The following is a 13,980-nucleotide window of genomic DNA, read 5'->3' as shown; positions in this document are numbered from 1 at the left end:
ATCGCTCAACAGGAGGCTTCGCCGGGAACCTGCACTGCTTCCGAGGCCAACCAGGTGCGCAGCGCGCGGTAGACCGCACCATGATTGAGCAACGTGAAGTGATGCGCCGACGCGAGATGCATACCCTTGTCCACGTCGAAGCCGATGCGACGCGTCCGGCTACGGCCGCCACCGCTCGGGGTGAGAACCAGCCCGTCACCGATCACGCGGCCCAGCGGATGCCGCGGACTGCGCGTGACGGTAGCCGTGACGAAATAGTGCTCCGCACTCATCAGTAACGGCACCTCCCGGATCACCCGGCGACGCAGCGCGTCGGCATCCAGATCCCGCCAATCCTCTTCCACCAACGAGCCATTCCGAAGATCCCGAATGCCGGCGCTGCGACGACGCAACAGACGCCCGAACGGACGGGTCTCCGGCAACCGCACCAGTGCCGCCGACGCGTAGTGCACCAACTGCTCCAGCGGCGCGCCCATATGGGGTGAACCCAGACACACCACTCGCCGCACCAGCCGCACCCACGGCAACCCGGCTTCGCTCGCCACGAAACACGCGCTCCGGGCCACCAGTCCGCCCATCGAATGACCCACCAGCGAAACCCGCTCCACCGGCACCGGCCACCGCTCGACCAGGCATTGCATCAGCTCGCTCAACTGTGCCGCATTCTCCGAGATATGCAGACCGCTGTTGTACCGGACCTGTAGCGCCGTACAGCCCGTATCGGACTCCAGTCGCTCGGCATAGGTCGGCCCGCCGCCCAGCCGCCACGCGTGCTCGGTCTCCACCAACCCGTGCAGGAAAACCACGACATGCGCACCCGGCCGCCGCACACGCGCACCGACCCGCTCGGCGGGCACGGGAGCGCCGTCGATCCGGAAGGTCATCGGGCCGGCCAGAATCGGTCGCGTCCGCTCGAGCTCGTCACCGATGAGTCCCTGTACCGCAGCGACCAAACCCGACCCGTACACCGTGCGGGACGGCGCGGCCCCCGGCAGATCCGCGGTCCGTTCCGCGACCATGCCCGCCGCCACCGCCGATCCGCTGACCACACGATAGACACTCTCGGCGATCACATCGTGCATCCGCTCGACCGGAGCCGCCGCCGGGCCAACGCCCCAGCGCACGGCGGCGAAGGCTCGGTGTGCGATCGCGCGGTGCACGGCCGCGATCCCGTCGACCGCTCCGCCGAGTTCGTCCCCAGCGAGCCGGGCCAGCGCCCTGACCTCCGCTTGCCGTTGGCGCGCCTTCTCCGTCATGGCATGAGTGTACAAATGTGCACTGAAAAGTTGGGGCGGAGGAGTCCTACGGCACGCGCGACACGGCCACCGCCCGCTCACGGAGGCTGCCCAAATACAGCACGCCGTCTTGCTCGACCACACCGGTCACCATCGAATAATCAGTGCCCTCCATCTGGAGGTCGTGCACGACTTCACCTTCGAAATCGACCGCCATCACCCACACCGTTCGCGCCGGCTTCGGCTGCACCCACTCCGGCAGCATCCACACGATGCGCCGCAGAATCCCCGGCAGTGGAAGGAGGTGGTCCAGCAACGGATTTCGCGGAGAAGGAAGGGTGATCCAGATCAGGCCGTCGCTGCCGAGTCCCAGATTGTCGGGGAATCCCGGCAGATTCTCGATCATCCGTTCCTGCGTGCCCGCCTTCGGGCCGGTGAGCCAATAGCGCGTGAGCCGGTAGCCGCCGGTCTCCGCGACGACGACACTGGAACGATCTGGCGCGAGGACGACGCCGTTGGCGAACTGCAGATCGTGAATGAGCGTTTCCACCTTGCCCGCGGGATCTCGGCGGAACAAGCGACCGGTACCGGAGTGCTCCAGGATGTCACCCATGTACTCGTCGAGTGAGTACCGGCGCGACGATGCGGAGAAGTAGATCGTGCCGTCGGCATCGCGCACGACATTGCTGGCGAATCGGAGTGGCTCCCCGTCGATCTCGTCCACCAGTACAGTCAGCACGCCCGAAGTGTCCAGCTCCAACAGTCCACGCTCGAAATCGCAGATCAGCAGACGTCCATCGGTGTCGGCATGCAGACCGAGCGGGCGGCCGCCGGTGTTCGCGAGTTCTCGTACGTCACCGGTCGCCGGATTGATGCTGAGAATCGCACCGTCGGCTACCCCCGCGATGATCCTGCCGCCGGGGGAGAGCGCCACATCCTCCGGCCCGGCGCCGGGCAATTCGAGACGCCGTACGCCCGGAAGGGGAGGCGTACTGCGGCTTTGCCGTGCCCGAGCAGGGGAGGGGGCCGGCGTCCACCGCTGCGGCTGCATGGTCGAGGCGAGCATGGCATCAGGGTAGCCGGGGGAGTGCGTTGTTCCTGGGAGAAACGAGGCCGGGCGGGAACCAGGGAGGACTGGTCGGTCCGCAAAAAATATCTCCTTACGTAGATATGCGCATCAAACTATATATTACATCATTCACCCGACGACCAACCTCGGGAACATCCCAAAACAGCAAGGAGGGAGAGAGGGTCGACGAAACAGGATCGGCTGCGGGCAACACGAAGTGATCTGGTTCGCCCGGGGCCGCGCTGCTGTCGAGCGTTCGTCGCGGCTACCTCGCCGGAGCCGGGACAGGGAGTGCCTGGACAGCAGCGCGGAGGTATCAGGGCTGGTGCGTGATGGTGTACCAGAGGATGGCCAGTGTGCCGAGCGTGAACAATGGGGCCACGATGAACGTTTCGACCTTGTTCCCGGTGCGATCGATGATGGGGAGGCTGACGCGGAGGCCGAAGGGCCAGAACAGGCGGCAGCCACGATCGGTGAGGCAGTCGCCGATCAGGTGAGCCAGCGCGCCCAGTCCCACCGCGAACGGCAGCCAGACTGGCTTGTCGGCGATCCAATGCTCCATCGCGAAGGTGCCCGCGGAGGCGAGCGCCACGATCGGACCCCACGCCTTGAAGTTGTTGCCGGAGGGGCACAGATGCAGCGCGCGCACGGCCAGGGCCAGAAGGAAGAAGACCAGGCTCAGGGTGAACCAGCGTCCGAGCCAGTGCTCGCCGGCCCACGTGCCATACGCGACGGCCGCGACGAATGCCAAGGAGTGGGTGGCGCCGCGATGGCCGCCCGAGACCCAGGAGATCAGCTTGCACGCAGTGTGCGTGATCGGACCGAGGGCGTGCGAGATCGTGCCCTGGGGATGGTCCGCATCGGGCAGCAATGCCGCCCCGGCGGTGAGGAAGACCCCCAGCAGCAGATCGACGGTGCCGAGATGTCCCGTCGCATCCTGGAGCGTCGGAAACGTCAAGATCGTTACCGGCAACGTCGCCGCTGCCGCCGACCAGGCCAACGCGCCACTGGTCGCATGTGAATGTCCAAGCATCATTCGAACGTTAGTTCAGCTTGCTCTGGGTTCGCGAATGCCGTTGTTGCGCGGGGGAGCAGGCTGGTTCGGGGGCCTTCCTCGTCCGTAATGGAATAGGGGAGTGCTGGTGCGGGTCGGCGCGCATGAATCTCAGGTGCGAAGATGTGGCAAGCCGCCGCCGAAGCTGATCGGTCGCTGACTGTTTCATCAAGGTTCCGCATACTGCCGAGCCAATAAATATTCCGGTACGCTCCTATGCGTATCTATATATGCGTCACATAACACCCATCAGCGCACACACCCGAAAATCATCAACCCATCCAAAACGGCATAGAGCCAAGGATAACCACGAGCCGGAGAGTCTCAGGGCAGTCCGGACTACAGCAGATTATGTCGTTAGAGGACGTCGCCGATGGCGACTGTCGCCGCGGCCATCACCCGGCAGGCGAGTTCCGGACAGTCGATCGGAGCGGTGGTGTCGACGGTGACGACCGGAGCGAGTGCGAGGGGTTCGGCCAATCGCGCCCATCGGTCCCAATCCTGGGCCAAATGCGCGTCATCCTGGTAGAGATCGGCGCGCGTGCGGCCACGAAATCGCGCACGGGCAACCTCGGGTGGCACCGCGCACCAGACCTCAACGGCGCGTGTGGCGCCGGTAGTCGCGATCCCGGCGGCGGCATAGCGCGCGTCGCGCGGCTTGAACCACCAGGAGTCCACCAGGACGACGCCGGGTAGTGCGGCGGCGAGCGCCCACCCTGCCTCCATCGCGATCGCGCCGATGTTCGGCAGCACAGTGGTGTCGTCGAGCCCGGAGCCCAGCGCCTCCTTGATGGGGTCTTTGGAGATCAAGTGCGCGCCGAGTTCCCGTGCCAGCGGCGCGGCCAATGTCGACTTCCCGGAGCCGGGCAGGCCGTTGACCATGACGAGTAGTTCGCAGATGGGACACAACCTCCTGAGCGGCCCGGAATGCCGGGGTCGGCGAATGGCGTACAGCGGTGACCGCCGGAGGTTCGACCGTCATGTCGTGATTTTTGTTGCCCGACAGCATGTTCGGCAAGACCCTGAACGATTCGTTGGGCCCGGGGGACAGCGGGGTTGCCTTACCGGTATCGGGCCAGTGAACCGATCGCTGGTTGTTTCCCATTGTTGGGGATCTGGGCCGTCGGTGCGCGCCTACGCTGCATCGCGTAGTACGACCTGAGCGATTGCCCGCTCCGGCTCCGAGTCTCGGGGATGGTGTGTGGCAAATATCTGGTTCGAGCAGGTCGGCTCGATCAGCGGCAAGCCATGTGTAGGAGGTTGCGGTGGGTGAGGGTCGCGGAGTTCATCTGTGCGGCAGTGTCCCGTTGACGGACGCGCGGACGGTCTTCTCTGAAGCGGCGCGGCGGATCGGGCCGCACTTGAAACGCATCCCGGATGGTGAGACCGGGATCCGGGACAACTGGGTGGTGTGGCAGCTGCCGAAGATGCAGGCGCATCCCGACCTGGAAACGGTTCCGCCGCCCAGCCCGGAGTACGGGCCGAGCGAACGGGTGCAGCCCAAGCCCGGCGTGAACGCGGCGTCGATCGACTTCGGTCCGTTGGGTTACGCGGAGGCGGCCCTGGAATCCTGGCAAGTGTTCCGGCAGCTGCGCGAGGAGGGGACCATTCCGACGGGCATCCGGTTCCAGGTGAGCTTGCCGACGCCTATCGCGGTGATCGGTGCGTTCGTCGCGGGGCCGCAGGGGGAGTTGGAACGCAGATACGAGGCGCGTCTGCTGGAAGAACTCGCCGCTATCGTCGCCGCGATCCCGGCTGAAGACCTCGCGGTGCAATGGGATGCGGCGGTCGAATTCGCCATCTTCGAGGGGATCTTTCCTTCTTGGTTCGGGTCGGACTACCCGACGCAGCTCGACGAAGTGGGGCAGCGGCTCGTCCGGCTGGGGGCCGCGGTGCCCGAAGCGGTCGAACTCGGCTACCACCTCTGCTACGGCGATTTCGGTCACCGTCATTTCGCGGAGCCCACCGACACCAGCCGGCTCGCGGCGGTCGCCGGCCGGATCCTGGCCGGGCTGGACCGGCCGGTCAACTGGCTCCACCTGCCGGTCCCACGCTCGCGTACCGACGCCGCCTATTTCAAGCCCCTCGCCGACCTCGTCCTCGCGCCGGAAACGGACCTGTACCTGGGCCTGGTGCACGCCACCGACGGCCGTGCGGGCGCGCTGGGGCGCATCGAAGCCGCCCGTTCGACGGTCGCCGCGTTCGGCATCGCCACCGAGTGTGGTATGGGACGCCGACCGGCGGATCAGATTCCCGCCTTGTTCGATCTGCACGCGGAACTGGCGGAGATCTTGGCCTGAGTCCGAAAACCTCGGCACCGGACCATGTTCGGGGTTGGGTCCGGTGCCGAGCCCGGAATCCGAGGTTGAATTCGGAGGAGTCCGGAGGCACCGGGCAACACTCTAGTTGACATAATGTTGATTATCGGCGGAAATTCGGCGCAGGTCGTGGGGCGGCTTGTCGCAGTATGTCGCTGGCTCGGTACGCGTTTGATGCGCGGGCGGCCCTTGTCGGGTTGGGTCTGGGCTCTCGGGTGGTCGGTGTGCGTCGCGGGCCGTCTAACCCTCTTGGCGCGTTTGTCCGCTTAGTGGAAATTTTCCGGTGATTCTCGGCTTAGTTGGTGAATCTTGGGTTTTCCCTAGAGTGAGCTCCCCTGGTCTAGATTTCCGTCTGAGGATAAACGTCACAGTGACGAATTGGGGTGCTCGGAGAAAAACCTACGGATGACTTCGGTGGCTGTTGTTGCGAGGTCCAGTGATCGGTGATTGGCTCTGGTTGTGGTGTCCAGTTGCGGGCAGGCTGAGTCGGTGCTGGTTCGTCGGTTGATCGCGTTGTATGTCGGATTGTGGTTGTACGGGTTCTCGATGGCCGTCATGGTCAGGGCGGAGCTCGGACTGGATCCGTGGGATGTGTTCCATCAAGGCGTGGCGCGGCATGTGCCGATCAGTTTCGGTGCCGTCACGGCGGTTACCGGTGTCGCGGTGCTGCTGGCCTGGATTCCGCTGCGGCAGATGCCCGGCTTGGGCACGGTGAGCAATGTCGTGGTGATCGCCGTGTCGGTCGATGCCGGGCTCGCGTGGCTGCCGTCGTGGGATCTGCTCGCGGTGCGGGTCGCCGCCATGGGGGCCGCCGTGGTGCTCAACGCGGTGGCGAGTGTGTTGTACATCGGCGCGGGCATGGGGCCGGGCCCGCGCGATGGACTGATGACTGGACTGGTTCGGCGAACCGGGCGATCGGTGTGGATGGTGCGCACGGCGATCGAGGTGGCCGTGTTGACGACGGGGTTCGTTCTCGGCGGCAGCGTCGGCATCGGAACGCTGGTGTACGCCTTCGGGATCGGCCCACTGATTCACCTGATGATTCCCGTGGTGAACCGATTCCTGCCGGGATTCGCGGCGGCGAAGCCGGCGCCTGTCACCCGTGGGGTCGCTGAGGTGCCGACGGCGTAGCTCGTCTTCTCCCCTCTTGATTCCCTCTCGAAACTCAGCATTAATCGTCACAGTGACGATTAATGCTGAGGGAAGGGCCCGTCCATGCCTAGCAGTGTCGCGTCGTCGGCGGGTGTCCTGGAGCCGAGTCGCGGCGGCGCGAATTGGGTCGGATGCTCGCCCGCGTGGATCGTTCAGCTCGGAGCCGAGAGGTCATCGGCCGATCGGACAGCGTGATCATGAGGCCTGTGGACGTCCGAAATGGTCTGTGCGGCGGGGAAAGTAGGGCGTGCGCCCGGAAGCGTGAGCGCAGCGCCGGATTGCGCGCGGCGGGTGGGCGTGTCGGGCGCGTGCGCGCTCGTCAATCTTACGTACAGCCCTGTACGGAACGTGGTGTCCCCGGTTAGCCTGTGGAACATGAGTGCTACCACCATTGCCCGGCAGTGCACGTTGTGTGAGGCGCACTGCGGAATTCTCGTCACGGTCTCCGATGACCAGGTGACGCGGATCGAGGGCAATCCGCAGGACGTGCTGTCGAAGGGGTACATCTGCCCGAAGGCGACGGCGATGGGCGGTTTGCACCATGACCCGGATCGGTTGCGTACGCCGGTGCGGCGGGTGGGTTCGTCGTTCGAGCCGATCGGATGGGACGAGGCGTTCCGCGAGATCGGGCGGCGGTTGCGGCGGGTGCGTCGCGAGCACGGGAACAGCGCGGTCGGCATGTATCTCGGTAATCCGGCGGCCCATAGTTCGTCGGTGTTGTACGCGGTGCTGCTGCGGTCGGTCCTGATGACGCGGAACTTCTTCTCGGCCTCGTCGATCGATCAGTTCCCGCAGGAGTTCGTCGCGTGGCGAATGTTCGGCTCGAATGTGCTGATGCCAGTGGCCGACATCGATCGCACCGATCGGCTGGTGATTCTGGGCGCGAACCCGGCGGTGTCGAACGGGTCGGTGACCACCATGCCGAATGCGAAGCAGCGGATCCGGGATGTGCGGCGGCGTGGCGGGAAGGTCGTGGTGATCGACCCGCGGCGGACCGAGACGGCGCGGCTGGCCGATCAGCACGTCGCGGTGGCGCCGGGCGGGGATGTGTATCTGCTGCTGGCGATGTTGCATGTGCTGGTCGCCGAGGATCTGTGCGACGAGAAGGCGATTCGCGCGTCGAGCACCGGCTGGGAGCGGTTGCGTGCGCTGGTGGCCGAGGCGTCTCCGGAGCAGATGGCGGTGTACGCGGGGGTGGACGCGGAGACGATTCGCGGGCTCGCCAGGGAGCATGCGGCGGCGTCCTCGGCGGTGCTGTACGCGCGAATCGGGGTGTGTCAGCAGGTGACCGGTACGTTGACGCATTGGTTGGTGAACACGATCAACGCGGTGACGGGCAATCTGGATCGGGCGGGCGGTCAGATGTTCGCGACGCCGCCGATCGATGCGCCGCGGTATGCGAAGTATCTGCCGGTGGGGTACGGGGCGTGGACGGATAGTTCCGGGACCTACAAGTCGTTTCGTTCGGAGTTGCCGGTGGCGGCGCTGGCGGAGGAGATGCTGACCGACGGGCCGGGCCGGATCCGCGCGATGATCACGTATGCGGGGAATCCGGTGTTGTCGACGCCGCAGCGCGGCCGGCTGGGGGCGGCGCTGGATTCGCTGGATTTCTATGTGGCCGTGGACATGTACATCACGGAGACGACGCGACACGCGGACATCATCTTGCCGCCCATCTCACCGTTGGAGCGGGAGGACGTCAACATCTTGTTCCCGGTGTTCAGTGTGCGCAACAACTTGCGTTTCGACGCGCGGGTGTTCGAGCCGCCCGCCGATGGGCTGGAGGATTGGCAGATCATGGCGCGGCTGGTGACCGAGGTGGTGCCGCTGCCCGCGCGTCGGTTCACCGCGCGGCTGTTGAACGGGTTGTTCGATCGGGTGAGCCCGGTGCGGATCGCTGCGCTCGGGGTTGCGGCGGGTCCGTACGGGGTGTTGCGGCGGGGTCGGAAGGGATTGACCGTGGGTAAGGCGCGTGCGGCGGCGGGCGGCATCGATTTGGGGCCGTTGCGGCCGAGGTTGCGGTCGTTGCTCGGCACGAAGGATCGGAAGGTGCAGGTGGCGCCGGAGGATTTCGTGGCGGCCGCGCGTGAGGTCCTGACGGACGCGCAGCGCGGAAAGGCGGTGACCGCGCCGGTCGACGGCTACGACTTGAAGTTGATCGGTCGGCGTCATCTGCGCAGCAACAATTCGTGGTTGCACAATGTGCCTTCGATGGTGAAAGGGCGGGATCGCTGCACGGCGCTGATGCATCCGGAGGACGCCGCGGCGCGGGGGTTGCGGGACGGTGAGCCGGTGACGGTGCGTTCGCGGACCGGGTCGATCGTGGTGCCGGTGGAGGTGAGCGATGACATCCGGGTCGGGACGGTGGCGATTCCGCATGGGTGGGGGCATCAGGAGCCGGGTGTCGGGTGGACGGTGGCGGCGTCGTTGCCGGGGGCGAATGTGAACCTGCTGCACGACCCGGCGTTGACGGACACGTTTTCGGGGACGGCGGCGGTGAACAACACCTGGGTGGCGGTGACGCGGGCGTCGGTCGATTCCGGGGAGCAGGTCGGTGTGAGTGAGCGTGAGCCCGCGCCGACCGCTTGAGGGTGCGGATCGTGCCACTGTGCACCGGCTGCGGTTGATGGAGTTATCGAACGCTGGTCGATCAGTTCTGGCCGTGCGTCCGCGCGATCGCGTCCTGGACCATCAGTTCGAGCTTTTGGCTGATGTGGTCCAGCGCTCGCGTGCTGCGCTCGGCACGGCACACCGCCACGCTTCCCTCGACGGCGGTGACGATCAGCGTGGCGGTGAGTTCGGCATCAGCGGGGTCGGCGCCGTGTTCGCGCAGCGACGATGTCAGCAGGTCGGTCCATCGGCCGAAGGCGGCGGCAGCTGCTTCGTGCGGCGCCCCTTCGGTTTCGGGGAGGTCTTCGATCGAGACCGCCAGCACCGGACATCCGGCTCGGAAGTCGGAGTCCACCACTAGCTTTCGCCACATCCGTAGGAAGACGCGTAATCCCTGGACGGGTCCGTTCTCGAGCTCGCGCGCGAGCAGTGCCGCGGTGAGGTCGCCGGCGAAGGTGACCGCTTCGGTGGCGATTTGGGTCTTGCCGCCCGGGAAGTAGTGGTAGGTCGATCCCAGCGGTGCGTGGGCGTGCTTGGCCAATTCGCGCACGCTGGTGGCGTTGAGGCCGCGTCGCCGGATCATATCGGCCGCTCCGGCCACGAGCTTTTGGCGTGAGTCCGGGGATTCCGGCATCCCTACCTCCTTGTCTATGACAGCTGTCATATAGTAGCGTCCCCAGATTATAACGACCGTTATAGACAGCGGACCGACACGAGGGAGTACGCCGATGCCGATGATCCACTTGACCCTGCCCACCGGAGTCCTGACCGCCCAGGCGCGCGGCGAGCTGATGAAGTCGCTGCCGAAAACCCTGCTGAAATGGGAAGGCGCGCCCGATACCGCGTTCTTCCGTGCGCAAGCGTGGTGCCGAGTCGAGGAGGTGGCCGACGGGTGCTTCGCCGCATTGGAGGACGACCTGCCGCGGTTCCGTGTGGATGTGACCGTTCCCGAGGGCGGGCTTTCGCAACGGCGCAAGGCCGGGCTCGTCGAGGAGGTCACCGAGCAGATACTCGCGGCCGCCGGGCTCACCGCGGGTGACGCGCTGCGGGTGTGGGTGCTGATCCGCGAACAGCCGGAGGGCACGTGGGGCGCTGCCGCGAATATCGTGAAATTCCAGGAGCTGGCCGCACTGGCGCAGGGGCAGCGCGAGAATGCGTGAGCTGCAACTCGTTCGCACGGGGCACCTGCAATGGCGGGACCGCCCCACACCCGTGCTGACCGATGCGCGCGATGCGATCGTGCGTCCCTTCGTGGCGGGTCGATGCGATGGTGACACCCTGCCGATCCATCGGCGTGTGTCTCGCGCGATGCAGCTCGGTATGCGGGCGGGGTTGATCGATCCGGTCGTGGGCAGCATCTGCGGGCCGGTTCCGTTCCGGGGTCCGTTCGGTATCGGCCACGAATGCGTCGCCGAGGTGATCGAGGTGGGTGCGGACATCACCACCCTGCGCCGCGGTGACGTGGTCGTGGTCCCCTGGGCGGTCTCGTGCGGAGACTGTCACGAGTGCCGCCTGGGCCTCACCGCGAAATGCTCCACCACACGCACCTCGACCCTGGCCGCGTTCGGGTTCGGCCCGGCCAGCGGCCCCTGGGGTGGCATGGTCGCGGACCTGCTGCGCATCCCCTTCGCCGATCACATGCTCGTGCCGATCCCCGCCGGTGTCGACCCCCTGAGGGTCGCCGCGGCCAGCGACAACCTCTCTGACGCCTGGCGCTGCGTGGTGCCCGCCCTGCGGGTGCGACCGGACGGCAAGGTCCTCGTTCTGGGCGGCGCGGCGCAGAGTATCGGACTGTACGCGGCCGGGCTGGCGGTCCGGCACGGTGCGCAGGTAGTCGACTACGTCGATCACCGGACCGAGCGGCTCGAGATCGCCGAAAAGCTCGGTGCCAGAGTGCATTGCACAGCGTCGAAGGGCCGACTCCGGCTCGCTGATATCCCCCGCCGCGACTACGACATCGCTGTGGAAGGCACGTCATCGGCCGCCGGTGTCGATGCCGCGCTGCGCTCGCTGGCGCCGGGCGGGTTCTGCCGTCCGGTGGGCTATTACCTGCCCGTCGGCACGAAGGTCCCCTTGATGCATATGTACGCCAATGACGCCACCCTGGAGATCGGCGTCTCGAATGTCCGGCCGATCCTGCCGGAACTGCTGGAGTTCGTTGCCCGGCACCACTTCCCCGCCGAACTGGTCACGACCCTTACCGCGGACTGGGAGGACGCGCCCGAGGCCTACCGGGCCCGCACCACCAAGCTGGTCCTGCACCGCGAGCCAATGCACGCCGTCGCCGCCGAACGGTAAGGAGGTGGCGGTCGCCGTTGCGATACGGCGGGAGCGGGCCTGGGAACCTGCCGTCTGGGTTCACCGCGTCGTGGTCAGCCACCCCCTATGCCGGGGGTGGTCCGGGTGCGGCTCGTGGGTGTGGGTGGCGGCCGCGCGGCTGGTCATTTGCTCACCTGGTCGACGCGGGTGCCGTCCAACCATGGTTGCGGGTCGGCGAGGAAGGGGGTGTCGGCGAGGCGGTCGAGGTCTTCGAAGAAGGCTTTGGTGGTGCGGGCGGCTGCGGCGGTGGTGCCGACGGAGATGAATCCGGCTTGTTCGGCGTCCAGGCCGCGGGAGAGGGATTTGTCGGAGCCGAAGTAGACGGCGCGTTTGAGTTCGGCGATGGCGATCGGGTTGCGGGCGGCCAGCCGTGCGGCGGTGGCGTGGCTTTCGGCGAGCAGGTCCTCGGCGGGGAGCAGACGGTGAATCAGTCCGAGGCGCAGCGCTTCCCGGGCGGTGAAGGGTGTGCCTTCGAGGGTGATCTCGATGGCTTTGGCGGCGCCGAGCAGGCGGGTGAGGCGTTGGGTGGCGCCGCCGCCGGGGATGAGGTTGGCCAGTGTCTCGATCTGGCCGAGGCGCACGTGCTCGGCGTCGGCGGCGTAGCGCAGGTCGCAGGCCAGCGCGATTTCGTGGCCGCCGCCTAGTGCGGGTCCGTTGATGGCGGCGAGGTAGGCGACGCGGGAGCGGTTCATCCGCAAGGTGGTGCGCTTCCAGCGGTGGCCCCAGACCAGGCCCGCGCCGAGGCCGCCGCCGTGGCGTTCGATCAGGCCGGTTGCGCCGGGTACGCGCAGCGCGACCGAGGCGGCGCGCAGGAACGGTGCCGCGGCGCGGGCGGGGACGAAGGGATGTGGCCGGTCGATCATGCCGCCGAGGGCGGCGGGGTCGGCGTGGGTGAGGAAGCGGCCGGGTAGTCCCCCGGTGAGCACTACCGCGCCGATGGTGTCGTCGGTGTCTACCGCGGCGGTGAGGGTGTCGAGGTCGCGGACGACGGCGGGGGTGACGAAGTTGAGCGGGGGCGCGACGACGCGTGCGGTGAGTACTCGCCCGGTGCGGTCGAGTTCGATGGTGTCCAGGTGCAGGTCGGCGGCGGGCATCGGCGGCTCCTTCGGTGCTCGGGTGGGGAACGCGAGAGTGTTTGCACGCGAACCTGTTTCGGTTGTGGCGGCCCCATCCCTCGACGGTCGTCTACACGATAGTGTTCCGGACCGGCCTGGCAGCCGGTCCGGAACACGGTTCGCCGGAGGGAGTCAGGCGGTGGGCTTGTGTACTCGCTCGGCGTGGAATTCCAGCAGGGCCGCGAGGGTCTGTTCCGGTGCTTCCAGTTGTGGGTAGTGGCCGATTCGGGGCAGTTCCACCACGTCGGGGTCGGTGATGAGTTCGCGGTAGCGGTGCGCCATGTGGCCGCCGGAGACGGGGTCGGTGACGCCGTCGACGAGCCGGATCGGGACCTGGGACTGCTGCAGTGCGCCCACCCAGCGCCGCCGCTGTTTGCGGCGTTCGGCCATGTAGCGGATGAGCTTGTGGCCGTTGCGTTTTCCGTGTTTGCTGCACCACAGCAGCCAGAATTGGTGCAGTTCGATGTCGGTGGGTTTGGTGTCGGGCCCGAAGACGGTGGCCAGGCTGCGGTGGAAGGTGCGCTCGGTACCCAGGACGCCGACGAGCGGGCCGAGGGGTCCTGCCAGCAGTCGCTGCACCGGACGGGCGCGGTGGGCCTCGGGGAACAAGCCGCCGTTGAGCAGGAGCACCGATTCGATCGCCAGCGATTCGTCGCCTGCCGCGCGGCGTTCGGCGTCGCGTGCCAGGAGTTCTTGGGCGACGGTGTCGCCGTAGTCGTGGGCGAGGATGTGGAATCGGCTGATGCCTTGTTCGCGCAGCAGGTTCTCGTGCAGGTCGGCTTGGTCGGTGATGCGGTAGTCGTAGTGGCGAGGTTTGGCCGACCAGCCGAAACCGATCATGTCGGGGGCGATGACGCGGGCGAAACGTTCACACAGACCGGGCCAGATGCGGTGCCAGTCCCAGGACGCGGTGGGAAATCCGTGTATGCATACCAGCGTCCCGTCGGCGCCTGAGCCTCCGTCGCGCCAGAAGATCTGGTGGCCGCGATGAGTGTGGCGTCGTCCGTTCGCCCGCCAGGACGCGAACTCCTCCATGTCTACCTCCTTGTCGTCGACAAGCATGGCGCGTGGGTGCGCCCGGGCACAGTAGTTCGGCCGACCGCGCACG

Annotated in this window: 12 protein-coding genes; 5 read left to right on the top strand and 7 right to left on the bottom strand. The window is 66.8% G+C overall.

Features of this window, described 5'->3' with window-relative positions:
* Positions 1-5 precede the first annotated feature (5 nt).
* The 4 genes from NA8_RS25940 to NA8_RS25925 form a co-directional block, all read right to left on the bottom strand.
* A complete protein-coding gene (locus NA8_RS25940; RefSeq protein ID WP_063052970.1) occupies positions 6-1,256 on the bottom strand; it encodes an esterase/lipase family protein in 1,251 nt (416 codons plus the stop codon).
* A gap of 46 nt (positions 1,257-1,302) precedes the next feature.
* A complete protein-coding gene (locus NA8_RS25935; protein WP_245664009.1) occupies positions 1,303-2,301 on the bottom strand; it encodes an SMP-30/gluconolactonase/LRE family protein in 999 nt (332 codons plus the stop codon).
* 319 nt (positions 2,302-2,620) lie between these two features.
* Complete coding sequence (locus tag NA8_RS25930) at positions 2,621-3,337, bottom strand: metal-dependent hydrolase (protein ID WP_063052968.1); 717 nt, start codon at positions 3,335-3,337, stop codon at positions 2,621-2,623.
* Positions 3,338-3,715: 378 nt separating this feature from the next.
* Positions 3,716-4,267 carry a P-loop nucleotide/nucleoside kinase family protein gene (locus tag NA8_RS25925; RefSeq protein WP_157106921.1) on the bottom strand — a complete coding sequence of 184 codons (552 nt, stop codon included), beginning with the start codon at positions 4,265-4,267 and terminating at the stop codon, positions 3,716-3,718.
* A gap of 356 nt (positions 4,268-4,623) precedes the next feature.
* On the opposite strand from NA8_RS25925, the gene NA8_RS25920 reads away from it, so the two are divergent.
* The 3 genes from NA8_RS25920 to NA8_RS25910 all read left to right on the top strand — a co-directional run bounded on the left by NA8_RS25920 (position 4,624) and on the right by NA8_RS25910 (position 9,417).
* On the top strand, positions 4,624-5,658 hold the full coding sequence (locus NA8_RS25920; protein ID WP_063052966.1) for a hypothetical protein: 1,035 nt from the start codon (positions 4,624-4,626) through the stop codon (positions 5,656-5,658).
* A 507-nt stretch (positions 5,659-6,165) separates the two neighbouring features.
* Positions 6,166-6,807 (top strand): membrane protein YczE, encoded by a 642-nt coding sequence (yczE, locus tag NA8_RS25915; protein WP_063053002.1) that lies wholly within the window; start codon positions 6,166-6,168, stop codon positions 6,805-6,807.
* 396 nt (positions 6,808-7,203) lie between these two features.
* Entirely contained in the window at positions 7,204-9,417 is a 2,214-nt protein-coding gene (locus NA8_RS25910; RefSeq protein ID WP_063052965.1) for a molybdopterin oxidoreductase family protein, read from the top strand.
* Positions 9,418-9,478: 61 nt separating this feature from the next.
* Here NA8_RS25910 and NA8_RS25905 read toward each other — a convergent pair whose 3' ends face one another.
* Positions 9,479-10,072: a TetR/AcrR family transcriptional regulator gene (locus NA8_RS25905; RefSeq protein ID WP_063052964.1), complete on the bottom strand. Its 594-nt coding sequence runs from the start codon at positions 10,070-10,072 to the stop codon at positions 9,479-9,481.
* A 94-nt stretch (positions 10,073-10,166) separates the two neighbouring features.
* On the opposite strand from NA8_RS25905, the gene NA8_RS25900 reads away from it, so the two are divergent.
* Positions 10,167-10,598 (top strand): tautomerase family protein, encoded by a 432-nt coding sequence (locus tag NA8_RS25900; protein WP_063052963.1) that lies wholly within the window; start codon positions 10,167-10,169, stop codon positions 10,596-10,598.
* Entirely contained in the window at positions 10,591-11,736 is a 1,146-nt protein-coding gene (locus NA8_RS25895) for a zinc-dependent alcohol dehydrogenase (protein ID WP_063052962.1), read from the top strand. Before NA8_RS25900 ends, NA8_RS25895 begins: the two co-directional genes overlap by 8 nt.
* Before the next feature lie 143 nt (positions 11,737-11,879).
* Here the strand turns inward: NA8_RS25895 and NA8_RS25890 are convergent, their stop codons facing one another.
* On the bottom strand, positions 11,880-12,851 hold the full coding sequence (locus NA8_RS25890; RefSeq protein WP_063052961.1) for an enoyl-CoA hydratase/isomerase family protein: 972 nt from the start codon (positions 12,849-12,851) through the stop codon (positions 11,880-11,882).
* A 153-nt stretch (positions 12,852-13,004) separates the two neighbouring features.
* The gene (locus tag NA8_RS25885) at positions 13,005-13,907 is read right to left on the bottom strand and encodes an alpha/beta fold hydrolase (protein WP_063053001.1); all 903 of its coding nucleotides are present in this window, start codon (positions 13,905-13,907) and stop codon (positions 13,005-13,007) included.
* Positions 13,908-13,980: the final 73 nt, after the last annotated feature.

Origin of the sequence: Nocardia arthritidis NBRC 100137 (assembly GCF_001612765.1) — a bacterium.
Lineage (GTDB): Bacteria > Actinomycetota > Actinomycetes > Mycobacteriales > Mycobacteriaceae > Nocardia > Nocardia arthritidis.
The sequence above is the reverse complement of the archived record's forward strand: the minus strand, read 5'-3'. Positions and strand labels throughout refer to the sequence as shown.

Coding starts and splice junctions, on each gene's coding strand:
- NA8_RS25940 (WP_063052970.1), bottom strand. CDS start 1,256: ATGACGGAGAAGGCGCGCCAACGGCAAGCGGAGGTCAGGGCGCTGGCC.
- NA8_RS25935 (WP_245664009.1), bottom strand. CDS start 2,301: ATGCTCGCCTCGACCATGCAGCCGCAGCGGTGGACGCCGGCCCCCTCC.
- NA8_RS25930 (WP_063052968.1), bottom strand. CDS start 3,337: ATGCTTGGACATTCACATGCGACCAGTGGCGCGTTGGCCTGGTCGGCG.
- NA8_RS25910 (WP_063052965.1), top strand. CDS start 7,204: ATGAGTGCTACCACCATTGCCCGGCAGTGCACGTTGTGTGAGGCGCAC.
- NA8_RS25905 (WP_063052964.1), bottom strand. CDS start 10,072: ATGCCGGAATCCCCGGACTCACGCCAAAAGCTCGTGGCCGGAGCGGCC.
- NA8_RS25900 (WP_063052963.1), top strand. CDS start 10,167: ATGCCGATGATCCACTTGACCCTGCCCACCGGAGTCCTGACCGCCCAG.
- NA8_RS25895 (WP_063052962.1), top strand. CDS start 10,591: ATGCGTGAGCTGCAACTCGTTCGCACGGGGCACCTGCAATGGCGGGAC.
- NA8_RS25890 (WP_063052961.1), bottom strand. CDS start 12,851: ATGCCCGCCGCCGACCTGCACCTGGACACCATCGAACTCGACCGCACC.
- NA8_RS25885 (WP_063053001.1), bottom strand. CDS start 13,907: ATGGAGGAGTTCGCGTCCTGGCGGGCGAACGGACGACGCCACACTCAT.